Source organism: Carboxylicivirga sp. (assembly GCF_982718395.1).
Genome location: NZ_CEXQWX010000151.1, coordinates 1 through 14,484, shown reverse-complemented (window position 1 = coordinate 14,484; position 14,484 = coordinate 1). Strand labels below are relative to the sequence as shown.

Here is a 14,484-nt window from a genome sequence, read left to right as displayed (position 1 = left end):
CAATTCAAAAACATTCAATAAGGTCAATTCGCTACTATCATTCAATGGATGCAGCATCGTGTCTATTTCCTTTTTTAAAACACGCTGACTGTTAATTAAAGAGCTCACCTTCTTTTTGTGGTCACTCATATCTCTGAAGATACCAATTACCAACCGTTCATCACCTCGTTTGATACTGTTTAAGCTTATTTCTGCATCAAACTCAGTTCCATCCAGACGACGTAAACGCCATTCAAAAATCTGCGGGAAGCCCTTTTCAGCCTCACTTACATACACTTTTGAATAGGTTGGAGATTTTCCATCCGGCTGAATCGTGGCCGAAAGTTCAACAACGCTTTTGCCAATTATTTGAGAGGCATCACTATGCATCTCTTTAGCAGCCTTGGCATTTGTATCGATACAGATCCCATTCTTAAATATCCCAATACTATCATTTGCAGCCTCAAGCAATGTTTGATACATATTGCGATTATCAATTATCTGTTGCTCGTTCCGAACCCGGAGAATCAGGTTAGCAAATGTGCGGGCCAAAAGTTTAAGATTAGATACTTCACTTTTTGTCCAGTGCTTTTGCATATGCACATGATCCAGCCCAACAAAACCAATTGGAACATCACCTTCACTAAAAGGAATCATTAATATTGATTGAATACCTTCTTTAGCAAACTCTTCTCGCTCTTCTATGGCATCTTTAGGTAAATCATAGATATCATCCAGACAAACCAACTCCATATTAAGCAAGCGCTCCTTTAAATATGGAAATGAGTTGATAGGAATATTTTGAAGTTCATCAATATAAGGCTGAACTGTGGGAGCACACCATTCATTAATGTTACTTTTAAACTTCAGATCTTGACTATATTCAAAAACATAACTACGGTCACATTCAAAATAATTGCCAACCATCATTAGTGACTGATCAATGATCTGCGGAATTTCATCCACATTTACGTTCGCATTATATGCTAAAAGTTTATCCAGCATCTCGCGATAAGCAACCATATTATCCAGCTTTTGCGAACTCTCTTTAGCCTGAGTATTATCCCTGAAAATAATAACAGCCCATTCTCCCCCATCATCTTTTACCAATTGTACAAATGCTGATAACCATCTTATTTTGCCCAATCGAACCGGCCAATCCACTAACATAGGTTCACCCGGTATTAATTTATTAATTAAATCAATGGCTGATTTTTCATTAAACTTATCCGCTCTTGAACAAAAGTCCCTTAAAGAATAGCTTTGACCGGGTTGTAATTCAAAAAAACGAATGGCAATATCATTAATTAAAGCCACATCATAGCTGTTAATATCAAAAGCAACAGCAGGTTCAATTGCTGAAGATACAATCAATTCTATATTCTGATGATGACCTGTCATAATTCAATACTTAATGCCCTTTAAAGTATTAAATATATTAGGCTTTGACAAACTGAGTTTAATCACAGCTCAAGAACAACTCCTTTAAACACTAAAACAGTGACACTTACACTTTTTAAACTATTTTTATAGTCATAAAACTACCTAAACAATTTGTTAACTATATTTATAGTCATATATTTGTAACAAACATTTGGGAAATGATTGAATTAACGAAAGCAGAAGTACAGGTAATGCAATACCTGTGGAATATTGAAAAAGGGTTTTTAAAGGATATTATAGAACAATATCCCGAACCACGACCGGCATATACAACTGTTTCAACCGTTGTACGTGTATTGGTTAAGAAAAAGGCCATTAGTTTTAACACCTATGGTAAGATTAATGAGTATTACCCGCTTATTAAGAAAAGCGACTATACGAAAAAATACATGTCTACTTTGGTTCAAAACTTTTTCAATAATTCACCAAAACAATTTGCTTCTTTCTTCACAAAAGAAAGCGATCTCTCTGTTTCTGAATTAGAAGAACTCAAAACTTTGATAGATCAACAAATATCTGAAAAGCAGAAATAATGGAAGTGATCATCTGGTATCTAATAAAAAGCTCTGCTGTATCAGGTATATTTTATCTGATTTATCACATTGCATTTCGTAATGAGTCTTTCTTTACACTAAACAGGCTGTATTTGTTAATGAGTATCTTATTTTCCTACCTGTTTCCTTTTATCAGGATAGATATGTCAGGTTTTAAAGGCGAATCAGGTACTATCATTCACACGATTCATACAACTGTAAACCAGTTTACTTTTATAGAAGAACCGCCTGTCAAGAGCGATGCTGTAATGACAACTTCTCATTCTATGGAGTATTGGTGGGTTTTACTTATAGCAATTGTATCATTTGTTTTCTTATTCAGATTTCTCAAAAACACTATTCAACTCGTAAAAACAATTAATGCCAATGAAAAAATAAATCAGGCAAATTTTACGCTGGTTCTGATTAACCAGCAATACACTTTTTCTTTCTTTCGTTATATTTTCATTTCTCCAACTGTTTGGCATTCAACCAATGGCAACAGTATAATTAACCATGAACTCAGTCACCTGCGTCACAGGCACACTTATGACAGATTATTTATGGAAATATTGCTGATTGGCTTTTGGATGAATCCATTTATTTATCTATACCGAAAGGCTTTAGAAGAGGTGCATGAATTTCAGGCGGATGCTGATGCAACGCAACACAGTTCTTTAAAGAGCTATTTCAACCTTGTCTTGCAACAAGCGTCACACAATCACTATTCGCCTCTGATGAGTCCTTTCAGTTATAAACTCATCAAAAAACGAATTAAAATGGTAAATTATAAATCAAGACCCTTCAAAAAAACAGTTTTTGTAATACCTGTTGCATTAAGCATGTTAATATTACTTGCTTCAGCAGTGTTAACTGAACCCGAGGTTAAATCAGGGGATCAGATCATTCATACTAGTCTGAGCATTACACCTCCGCAACAAATCGAATCTGGTATATTAACAGAATCTGAAACAAAAGAAGGTCAATTCGCCCTGCCTATTAAAAAGTCAGAGATAAAAAAAATGTCCTCGGGCTATGGCATGCGCAAACATCCCATTACCAAGAAAATGAAAATGCATAATGGAGTAGATTATGTGGCACCTTTGAACACAAACATTCTTGCCATTGGCGATGGTGTGGTTCGAAAAGTTAACCACAGTTTTGAAGAAGGAAAAGGACATGGCAGGTTTGTTATTGTTGACCATGCAAATGGCTATTCATCCCTTTATTCGCAATTAAATGCTTATAAAGTAAAAGAAGGTCAAAAAGTGAAGCAAGGTGACGTTATTGGTTTGTTGGGCAGTAGTGGTATTTCAACCGGACCACATTTACATTTGGAAATTAAAAAAGATGGTCAATTCATCGATCCTGAATCGGTGATTAAATAAAAAATTGGAAGAGCTCATAATGAGCTCTTCTTTTTTCGAACTTTTTTCGAAGTTGTGCGTACTACTTTTACATCCAATACGTTTTAAAAGTTCTTAGTGTTGATAAGTAATGCGGCACGTTTTTTGGTTTCAAGAACTGAAAAATTATTTTTGGTGTCCTTTGTTAAAGTTGAAAAGAGAGAGAGATTATGAAAGTGAGCTTTTACACAAAATTATTATCAGTATCCGTTGCTATAGTTGCAATTGTTTTAGTGTCGCAACTTTTTATTCAGTCCGCAGAACCCGTTACCCAACCAACCAGTACGATGAACAATGAAAAAGCTTACGCTATTTCATCATTGGATATACCATCATCAATAAATTTTTCAGGGGAAGAAGTTCCTATTTTACGTACTGACATAAAAGAAAGCTTCGACCGTGAACTGCTTGTTAATACCTATTGGCAATCACAAACAATTCTTTTTATAAAGCGAGCCAACCGTTACTTTCCAATAATAGAACCTATTCTAAAAGAACAGGGTGTACCTGATGATTTCAAATATCTTTCCTTGATTGAAAGCAGCTTTATGCCTCGTGCCAAGTCACCCGCCGGTGCTGTAGGTCTCTGGCAGTTTATGCGCGCCACGGCTCGCGAATACGGACTGGAAGTAAACAAAGAAGTTGACGAACGCTATCACATCGAGAAGTCAACCGTTGCTGCATGTAAGTACCTTAAGAAAATGCACAATCATTATGGTAGCTGGACATTAGCGGCGGCAGCCTACAATGCAGGACGAGCAGGTGTTAATCGACAATTGGAGCGCCAAAAAGAAGATAACTATTACAACCTGCTGTTAGGCGAAGAAACCGGTCGATATGTATTTCGTATTCTTGCAATTAAAGAAATTCTGTCTCACCCCGAACATTACGGTTTCTATGTGAAGCACGAAGATTTATACCCTACCATTGAAGTGATCAATTACGACCTTAAAACAGGCGTTAAAAACTTCGCTTCTTTTGCTAAGAAGTATGGTACCACCTATAAAGAATTAAAAGATTTGAATCCTTGGTTACGTGAGGCATATTTAACCAATTCCGGTAAAAAGACTTACAAGATTAAACTCCCTAAAAGATCAGAAGAGTTTATTAATAAACCAGCTGAAACAAAAACAGATAGTACCAAGGCTGTATAGTCTTCTGCTGATTACGTTAACAGACGCAAGGCATAAGTGAAGGAAGGGTAACCCCACTACTCCTAGACTAGTCTTGTGCTATCAACTAAACAAATAAATTGGAGGATTAATCACGCTTTTCTCATCGAACTAATAGTTATCTTTGCACGTTCTTAAGTTGATGAAAGTGAAAGAAACAAGCACCCTTGCCCCAGAGCAGATAAACGAAAGTGAGCAAATAGATGTATACGGTGCGCGTGTACACAACCTCCAGAATATCGATGTTACTATTCCGCGCAATAAACTGGTTGTTGTAACTGGTTTGAGTGGCAGCGGTAAATCCTCATTGGCATTTGATACGATTTATGCCGAAGGACAGCGCAGATATATCGAAACTTTCTCAGCTTATGCGCGCCAATTTCTGGGCAATATGGAACGCCCTGATGTGGATAAAATAACCGGTTTGAGTCCAGTAATTTCCATCGAGCAAAAAACTACAGGCAAAAATCCACGTTCTACTGTCGGCACCATTACCGAGATATACGATTTTCTGCGCCTTTTCTTTGCTCGTGCCGGCGAAGCCTTCTCTTACAAAACAGGAGAAAAAATGGTGAAATACACCGACGAGCAAATTCTCAACCTGATTCTGGAACAGTTCGAAGGACGAAAAGTATACATTGCTGCTCCACTGGTGAAAGGTCGAAAAGGACATTACAAAGAACTGTTTGAGCAAATCCGTAAAAAAGGCTTTTTGCATGTAAGAATTGACGGGGAGATAAAGGAGGTGGTACACGGCATGAAAGTAGATCGTTACAAAACACACTTTATCGAGATGGTGGTTGACCGTGTGGCCGTGGCTCAAAAAGATACCAAGCGACTAAAAGAGAGCATTCATCTGGCCATGCAACACGGCAAAGGCATTATGATGTTGATCGATAAAGAAACAGACGAACAGCGCTTTTACAGCCGTCAACTAATGTGCCCAAGCTCAGGTATCTCCTATAATGAACCTGCGCCTCACTCCTTCTCGTTCAACTCGCCACAAGGAGCATGTAATAAATGTAAAGGACTGGGAACTGTTGATGAAGTTGACTTTGACAAGATTGTGCCCGATGCTAATTCAACCATTAAAAAAGGTGGTATAGCGCCATTGGGTAAGTACAAAAACAACCTGATCTTCTGGCAAATTGAAGCTATTGCTGAAAAATATGGCTTTACCTTAAATACAGCCATTAAAAACATTCCTGAAGAAGCCATGGATACCATCCTGCATGGTTCCAGCGAACCTTTAACGCTTAAGAACACACCATTAGGTTCTTCATCGAATTATTACCTGAGCTTCGAAGGGGTGATCAAATACATACTGGAACAGCAGGATAACGACACCTCAATGAAGGCTCGTAAATGGGCCAACCAGTTTATTAAAAACTCAACTTGCAGTGAGTGTAACGGGCAACGACTTAACCGTGAAGCACTGCATTTTAAGATTGACAATAAAAACATTGCTGAACTGGCCGAAATGGATTTAGGTCTTCTGCACGAATGGTTCCAGGGACTTGAAGACCGGATGAGCGAAAAACAAAAGACTATTGGTTATGAGGTTCTGAAAGAGATACGTAACCGTCTGGGCTTTTTGATGAATGTGGGACTCGAATACCTTTCACTCAATCGGAGCGCAATGACCTTATCTGGTGGCGAAAGTCAGCGCATCCGCCTGGCAACGCAGATTGGTTCTCAGCTGGTGAATGTGCTTTATATCCTTGATGAGCCAAGCATAGGACTGCACCAGCGCGATAATCACCGCCTGATTAATTCACTAAGCCAGTTGCGTGACACAGGCAATAGTGTACTGGTTGTAGAGCACGACCACGACATGATGATGGCAGCCGACTATGTGGTGGATATGGGACCACATGCAGGACGTCATGGTGGTGAAATAGTAGCGCATGGTACTCCCATGCAGATATTACAAAGCAACTCCTTAACGGCCGATTACCTGACCGGCAAAAAGAAGATTGCCGTACCTAAGGAGCGACGCAATGGCAACGGTAATATTTTAAAAATAAAAGGAGCAACCGGCCATAACCTGCAGAATGTTAATGTAGAGTTCCCGTTGGGCAAATTGATTTGTGTAACTGGTGTTTCAGGTAGTGGCAAGTCAACACTGATTAACGAAACCCTCTACCCTATCCTTAACCAGCACTTTTACAATTCGGTGAAAGACCCACTGCCATACAGTAAGGTGGAAGGTCTGGAGCATGTTGACAAAGTGGTAGATGTTGATCAGAAACCATTGGGGCGAACACCACGCTCCAACCCGGCGACCTACACAAAAATATTTGATGAGATACGTAAGTTATTTGCTGAATTACCCGAGTCGAAGATACGCGCCTACAAACCTGGTCGCTTCTCGTTCAACGTTGCAGGTGGACGATGCGAGACCTGTAAAGGGGGCGGTGTGCAAGTGATTGAAATGAACTTCCTGCCTGATGTGATGGTGGAATGTCCTGATTGTGGAGGAAGACGCTACAACCGTGAAACATGCGAAGTGCGCTATAAAGGTAAGTCCATAAGCGATGTGCTGGACATGACCATCAACCAATCGGTTGAATTCTTCCAGCATATTCCGAAGTTATCGAAGATATTAAAAACCCTGCAGGATGTTGGCTTAGGTTATATCACCCTTGGGCAACCCTCCACTACCCTTTCAGGTGGAGAGAGCCAGCGGGTGAAACTAGCTGCTGAACTGGCCAAGCGTGATACAGGTAAAACCATCTACATTCTGGATGAGCCAACTACCGGACTGCATTTCGAAGACATCCGTGTATTGCTGGAGGTATTACAGCGCCTGGTGGCGAAAGGAAACACAGTATTGGTGATTGAGCACAATATGGATGTAATCAAAGTAGCCGACCATGTAATTGATATCGGTCCTGATGGTGGCCGCTTTGGTGGACAGCTATTATGTGCCGGTACACCTGAGCAAGTAGTCAAAAACAAGAAGAGTTATACGGCCAAGTATTTGAAGGAGGAGTTGAAGAAGAAGTAGCTGGAAGACAGAAGAGCGAAGACGGATGATTTGTAAAGCGCAAGCGAAGAACAATAAGCAGTGTGAAAACTGATTAGCATCGCATAACCTCAAAAGCTACCTTTGCCTGAAAGGCAAGCACATAATAGCACAGGTCAAAGGCCTGTGTCTCTCAGGTACACTAAAGTACTGAAAGCGCGATACATGACAGATACTCATGGACTCAAAAGAGAACCGGTCCGAAGCACTAAGTCCGGGAGCGTTAATGCGAGATGAAAAATTGACAGAGGACTGAAAACCGGAGACGGATGATTTACAAACGCAAAAGGTGGAGATTAATTGAGAGCTGAGCGATAATAAGTAGTGTAAAAAACAGAAGAGCCAGCATTCTGCTTAGCATCTCGCCGCATCACCTCAAGCAAGGCTCATAGCCTTTAGAGCAAAATAATTAACTATGAGGAAAACATTTATAATAAGTCTCATTACAATCTTTTGTTTGTTCCATTCTAACGGACAAGATTCGATTCCCGACCAAAATATCGAACCATACAAATTCAAAAAGACCGCGAACAATTTAAAAATTAGACATCTTCTGCTGCTAGATCAGGCAGCTATTCGCCTTTTGTGTCATCCTCTATTTGCTCAGAAAACGAAAGATACTTTGGATTTTATTTACAAAACCAGGTTAGATTCATCAATAATCAGAGAAAGCTACATAAATGACAGCACGCTCGTTTATATTAAAGACAGTTATCATTGGAATATCAACAATGAATTACCTCAATTCACTAAATATAAATTGATTAAGCAATTACTAAAAAAAAGAGCTAACCTAAGTTATGAAGAGGAAAAGCTGATAAACTATTGGCCCTTTTACTCTGATCCCAAACATCAATACATAGACAAGTTTCTACATTTCCAAAGTTTTATTTATGAAGAAAAACACACACAGTTGATTTATGAAATTACATATGACGAGAATCAGAAGCACTCTATACAAATAAAAGAGATAAAATCTATTCCATATATGTAGTAACAGCCAGTTGAATACCAACCAAGGTTTAACAAGCTCAACAAAACTAACCAACATGAACAAAATAATATCGTTTTTTTTTGCTATCCCTATTTTTACTTATATCATGTCAGGATGAAAATGATAAAATTAAAGGAGAATGGATTGAGAAGGATAACTTCAAAAACCCAAATATTCTAAAGATCTACGACTACTATTTCACTTACAATACAAACCTGGAAAGTGATAAGAATGTATATCACTTTGCCAATGACACATTCTATGTAAGTGATATTCGTCAAATCCACAAAACTATTGTCAGAGTTAAAAATGATGAATTGTTGCTTATTGATGTAGAAACCGACACCATTATAAGTGCCTTTGAACGATTCAACAACAGGGATTTTGTTGGTTATTTTAATACAAAAAAGAAAACTAATATCAGTTTGCCCAAATTAGCAGACAATAACGGCTCATATTTGAATTTTCAGAATATCCTTTACGCCGACTATAAGGGAGATACATTAAGTTTGTTTTTTAATGGGAAAGCACATGAATTGACTGACACTTCATATAAAACTCTTGAAATAAAAAACTATGAAAACAATTGCCAACTTATTATTGACAAAGACATTAAAGTATACGATATAAATAAAATCAAAACAGAATTAAGAAAGGCTAGACAAAAGACTGTTTTGTATACTGTCTACAATCAAAATGATTCACTTATTAATCTTGTTTTTCAATTAGCACCAATTAAAATCCCTGGCAAATTGCCACCACCTCCGCCCCCTACTTTGCATCTGAATAAGAAAAAAACAAAAGAAATACACTTGGATATTGCAAGAGAATCCATAACTATTGAAGGAAAACAAATTCGTTTTAATCAACTAGAAGAAGTCTTAACGGACCTTATCTATTCAAATAAATATGCAAGGGTAATTGTTTATTTTGATGAACAACTTAAGTATGAAAACTACATCAAGCATCTATCAGCAATACAAGGTTCATTAAGAGAAGCCAAAAACAGACATGCAATGGTAAACTTTCACGTTTCGGATTACAATGAATTAGAATATAAAGATGCAAAACAAATAAACAAGATGTTTTCCTTAACAATTAAAGAACAAGACATAGAGCCACATTAGCACCTGTATACCCCATCCAGCTTTGAGCGGACGAAATGCTTAACAAAAACAGCACAAACAACTTGACATACCACGAGTTATCTAAAACAAACAAGGATCGCACTCATAAGATGCAATCCTTGTTTGTTTATGCTATTAATCTACACCTACAAATTCCTAAACAGATAGTCTGCTTTCATATGATATAAATGGTTGTATGTATTCCCTCCATTCAGGAAATGATTCCTATTTGGATAAATAAAAGAGTCAAACTGCTTACCGGCCTGAACCAATCGATCAATATATTCAACGGCATTCTGAAAATGTACATTGTCATCCGCTGTGCCATGAATCAGGAATAACCTTCCACTCAGATTATCAACATGATTAATTGGGCTATTATCGTCGTATCCGTTGGCATTCTCCTGTGGCTTGCGCATATAACGCTCGGTATAAACTGAGTCGTAATAACGCCAGTTGGTTGGTGCTGCCACAGCAATCCCCATCTTAAATACATCAGACTTACTCATGCTTAATGCTACCATAAAACCACCGTAGCTCCATCCCCAGATACCAATGCGGCTGGCATCCACATACTCCAATGAACCCAGATACTTAGCTGCTTCAATCTGGTCGTCCGACTCCAGCTTACCCAACTTCATATAGGTACACTTACGGAACTCTTCGCCACGGGCACCTGTACCGCGTGGATCAACACATGCCACCATATAACCTTCGGCCGCCAAATACTGTTCCCAGCCAACACGCCAATTATCTCTCACCTGTTGGGAGTTTGGTCCACTGTACTGCACCATCAAAACAGGATACTTCTTCGATGCATCAAAATTCAATGGTTTCACCATCCAGCCATTTAGCTCCACTCCTTCCAATGTTTTGAAGCTAAAGAACTCTTTGGGACTGATATCAAATTGCGCCACACGTTCTTTAAGCGCCTTGTTATCCTCGAGCACACGAATTTGCTTTCCTTTGCCATCATGCAACGTTACCAAAGTTGGTGTAGTGGTATTCGAAACTGTATTTATATAGTACTTAAAACCTTTACTAAACGAAGCACTATTCGTTCCATCAATAGTTGAGAATTTAATATGTTTTTTACCATCTGTACGAACAGCATACACCTCACGCTGCATAGGCGATTTGGCTGCAGCCTGGTAGTAAAACATCTTTGTTTTGGCATTATATCCCAGATAATTGGTTACATCCCACTCTCCTTTGGTGATCTGACGTACTTTACGGCCAGCCATCGTATACAAATAGATGTGGTTATAACCATCCATTTCCCCTACATAAACAAAGTGCTGACCATCTTCCATAAACTGGAGGTTATCCAATACATCTTGCTCAATGTAGCGCTCGTTACGATCGCTAAATACCGTATTACAAACACCTGAATTAGTATTGGCAATCATCAGCTCTAAGAAGTTCTGGTGACGATTCATGCGGATGATGCCCAGTTTGCCCTCCGCCTTCGTAAAACGCACTCGAGGAATATAAATATCTGTTTCCTCACCAATATCCATAGTTTTAGTAGTGCGATTCTTAATATTATAAACATGAACGCTTACTACTGAGTTGTCCTCTCCCGCTTTAGGATACTTAAACTTATATTGTCCGGGATACAAGCTGTACTGCTCGTTTGTTGGATAAGAGGCTTTATATAATGGAAAAGCAAACTCCTTAACATTTGTCTCGTCGAAACGGATAAAAGCAACTTCTTTACTGTCAGGTGACCAATCATAAGCCTTGTTAAAACCAAATTCCTCTTCGTAAACCCAATCAGGAATACCATTCAGAATCTTATTATATTCTCCGTCGCTCGTGATTGCGCTTTCTGTGCCAAACTTAAGTTTAGCCAAAAACAAATCATTATTGCGAACAAACGCTACCATTTCACCATTAGGAGAAAACGATGCCACCTGTTGCTTACCATTCTCAGATAAAGACTTTAACTCATTATATTGAATATCGTAAACGTAATAATCCGCCTTAAAAGAGTGACGATAAATAGTTTCTGAATTGGTATAAATTAAAATCTTGGTTTCATCATTATTAAACTCATAGCCTTGAATTCGTTTAATATCAAATTCACCTTTCATCTCCTTCTCCAAATCAAAAACTACGGCCACTTGTTTACCTGTAGCATACTGATATTTAACGATACGCCTGCCTTCTTCAAGCGTTGTATAATGTATGCCATCAGTCATAGACCGCAAGCCACGAACAGATCGTGCATAAAAAGTTCCTTTTTGAGTGATATCCTCAAGCGAAACGGTTTGTTTCTGAGCAAATATCGTTGCAGACAGCAACAGCCCAGCCAGTAAAATGGTTAAATGCTTCATCTTTAATTTATTTATCTTTCAAAATTGTTTTAAATCTGTAAGTCAAAACTAATAAAATACCCAAGTACTAAACAATGGGATTTGACAGCATTTTTAATTTGCTGATAAGAATGCTAAAAAAAAGCTTCTCAACTCAATGCATTCAGGCGTTTTATTTATCTTTGCATGTTTTTTAAAATCAAAGCGATTGTAGCATGATAAAAATTACCTTTCCAGACCAAAGTGTCAGAGAGTTTGAAGCAGGCGTAACTGGTTTAGAAATTGCGCAAAGTATTAGTCCACGTTTGGCTAAAGAAGTTCTATCAATTACGGTGAACGACACCTTAATGGATTTGACGCGCCCTATCACCACGGATGCAAGCATTAAACTGCACAAATGGGATGATGAGGAAGGAAAACATGCATTCTGGCATTCTTCAGCTCACTTGATGGCTGAAGCCGTTGAAGCCTTATATCCAGGCACTAAGTTCGGTATTGGACCAACCATTGAAAATGGTTTTTACTATGATTTTGACACTGGTGATAAAGTGATTAAAGACTCTGATTTACCTAAGATTGAAAAGAAGTTCAAAGAGTTGGCCAGTCTTAAAAATTCCTATGATCGAAGTGAAGTACCCAAAGCCGAAGCTTTGGATTATTTTACTAAAAAAGATGATGAGTATAAGCTGGAGTTGATTAACGAATTGGAAGATGGTACAATTTCGTTTTATAAGCAAGGTAACTTCACTGACTTATGTCGAGGGCCACACTTGCCAACCACTGCTCCTATCAAGGCTATTAAACTTTTGAGTGTAGCAGGGGCTTACTGGCGCGGTGATGAAACACGCAAGCAACTAACACGCATCTACGCCATCTCATTCCCAAAAGCAAAAATGCTTGAGGAATATATGGTTATGCTGGAAGAAGCACAAAAGCGTGATCACCGTAAAATTGGTAAAGAACTTGAACTATTTGCATTTTCTCAAAAAGTAGGTCAGGGATTACCATTGTGGTTACCTAAAGGAGCCAAACTTCGTGAACGCTTAGAGAACTTTTTAAAGCGCGTTCAGGTAAAATACGGCTACGAGCCGGTTATCACACCACACATCGGTAATAAAGAGCTTTATGTGACATCAGGACACTATGCTAAATATGGTAAGGATTCATTCCAGCCAATCAACACACCAGCTGAAGGTGAAGAGTTCTTATTAAAACCTATGAACTGTCCTCACCACTGTGAGATATACAAAACTAAGCCACGTTCATACAAGGACTTGCCCATTCGTTTTGCTGAATTCGGTACAGTTTATCGTTATGAGCAAAGTGGCGAGTTGCATGGTTTGACAAGGGTGCGCGGTTTTACGCAGGATGATGCACACCTTTTCTGTCGTCCGGATCAATTAAAAGATGAATTTAAAAAGGTAATTGATATTATCTTATACATCTTTAAAGCTCTTGATTTTAAAGACTATGTAACACAGGTATCATTGCGCGATAAGGAAGATCACTCCAAATACATTGGTAGTGAAGATAACTGGAACAAAGCTGAACAAGCCATCATTGAGGCCTGCGAAGAAAAGGGCATGAACACCATCGTTGAATATGGCGAAGCTGCGTTCTATGGGCCAAAGCTTGACTTTATGGTAAAGGATGCCTTAGGGCGTAAGTGGCAGCTGGGAACCATTCAGGTCGACTACAACCTGCCTGAACGATTTGAACTGGAATACATTGGCAGTGACAACCAAAAGCATCGTCCGGTAATGATTCACCGGGCACCATTTGGTAGTATGGAGCGTTTCGTTGCAGTGCTAATAGAACATACGGCTGGTAAATTTCCATTGTGGTTAACACCGGAGCAAGTGGTGATTTTGCCTATCAGTGAAAAATATAATGATTACGCGGAAAAAGTTTTAAATTTCCTAAATAATTCCGATATTCGTGCCGTTCTTGACGACCGTAATGAAAAAATAGGTAAGAAGATCAGGGACAACGAGTTAAAGCGCATTCCATACCTTCTGATTGTGGGAGAAAAGGAAGCTGAAGAAGGCAAAATTGCCGTTCGTAAGCAAGGAGAAGGAGATAAAGGAGCAATGTTGCAACAAGATTTTGTAGATTTTATTAACCAGGAAGTTGAAAAAATGCTTTCTGAGATTGAACAATAGTACTAATTAATCAAAGGAGGGTTTAACTATAGCTAGACCAAACAGAAGGCAGGTACGCCCGGTAAAACAGGAGCCTGCTCACAGAATTAATCGATACATTAGGGTTCCCCAGGTAAGACTGGTTGGAGACAACATTGAGAACCCGGGAGTGTACCCAACAATGGAAGCCATTAAATTGGCTGATGAAATGGATTTGGATTTGGTAGAAATTTCACCAAATGCAGATCCACCTGTATGTAAGATTACAGATTATCAGAAATTCCTTTATCAACAAAAGCGCAAGCAAAAAGAACTTAAGGCTAAGGCTGTTAAGGTGGTTGTG

General features: G+C 38.7%; 10 protein-coding genes. 8 read left to right on the top strand and 2 right to left on the bottom strand.

Annotated features, from left to right (window positions below):
- Window positions 1-1,380, bottom strand: a 1,380-nt coding sequence (locus AC4MRQ_RS20485; protein WP_491199583.1) for a PAS domain S-box protein, incomplete at its 3' end; no start/stop codon positions are given.
- Window positions 1,381-1,580: 200 nt separating this feature from the next.
- Here AC4MRQ_RS20485 and AC4MRQ_RS20480 point away from each other — a divergent pair.
- The 6 genes from AC4MRQ_RS20480 (at window position 1,581) to AC4MRQ_RS20455 (ending at window position 9,682) form a co-directional block, all read left to right on the top strand.
- Entirely contained in the window at window positions 1,581-1,955 is a 375-nt protein-coding gene (locus tag AC4MRQ_RS20480; protein WP_491199582.1) for a BlaI/MecI/CopY family transcriptional regulator, read from the top strand.
- Window positions 1,956-2,074: 119 nt separating this feature from the next.
- Window positions 2,075-3,343: a peptidoglycan DD-metalloendopeptidase family protein gene (locus tag AC4MRQ_RS20475; RefSeq protein ID WP_491199581.1), complete on the top strand. Its 1,269-nt coding sequence runs from the start codon at window positions 2,075-2,077 to the stop codon at window positions 3,341-3,343.
- A 188-nt stretch (window positions 3,344-3,531) separates the two neighbouring features.
- Complete coding sequence (locus AC4MRQ_RS20470; RefSeq protein WP_491199580.1) at window positions 3,532-4,515, top strand: lytic transglycosylase domain-containing protein; 984 nt, start codon at window positions 3,532-3,534, stop codon at window positions 4,513-4,515.
- Window positions 4,516-4,681: 166 nt separating this feature from the next.
- Window positions 4,682-7,543 (top strand): excinuclease ABC subunit UvrA, encoded by a 2,862-nt coding sequence (gene uvrA / locus AC4MRQ_RS20465; protein WP_491199579.1) that lies wholly within the window; start codon window positions 4,682-4,684, stop codon window positions 7,541-7,543.
- Between the two features lie 433 nt (window positions 7,544-7,976).
- Window positions 7,977-8,555 (top strand): hypothetical protein, encoded by a 579-nt coding sequence (locus AC4MRQ_RS20460; RefSeq protein WP_491199578.1) that lies wholly within the window; start codon window positions 7,977-7,979, stop codon window positions 8,553-8,555.
- A gap of 80 nt (window positions 8,556-8,635) precedes the next feature.
- Entirely contained in the window at window positions 8,636-9,682 is a 1,047-nt protein-coding gene (locus tag AC4MRQ_RS20455) for a hypothetical protein (protein WP_491199577.1), read from the top strand.
- A 146-nt stretch (window positions 9,683-9,828) separates the two neighbouring features.
- On the opposite strand, the gene AC4MRQ_RS20450 is transcribed toward AC4MRQ_RS20455, so the two are convergent.
- Window positions 9,829-12,021: a S9 family peptidase gene (locus AC4MRQ_RS20450; RefSeq protein WP_491199576.1), complete on the bottom strand. Its 2,193-nt coding sequence runs from the start codon at window positions 12,019-12,021 to the stop codon at window positions 9,829-9,831.
- Between the two features lie 194 nt (window positions 12,022-12,215).
- Here AC4MRQ_RS20450 and thrS point away from each other — a divergent pair, with 194 nt between their 5' ends.
- Window positions 12,216-14,162 (top strand): threonine--tRNA ligase, encoded by a 1,947-nt coding sequence (gene thrS / locus AC4MRQ_RS20445; RefSeq protein WP_491199575.1) that lies wholly within the window; start codon window positions 12,216-12,218, stop codon window positions 14,160-14,162.
- Between the two features lie 28 nt (window positions 14,163-14,190).
- On the top strand, window positions 14,191-14,484 hold a 294-nt coding region (gene infC, locus AC4MRQ_RS20440; protein WP_491199584.1), incomplete at its 3' end, for a translation initiation factor IF-3.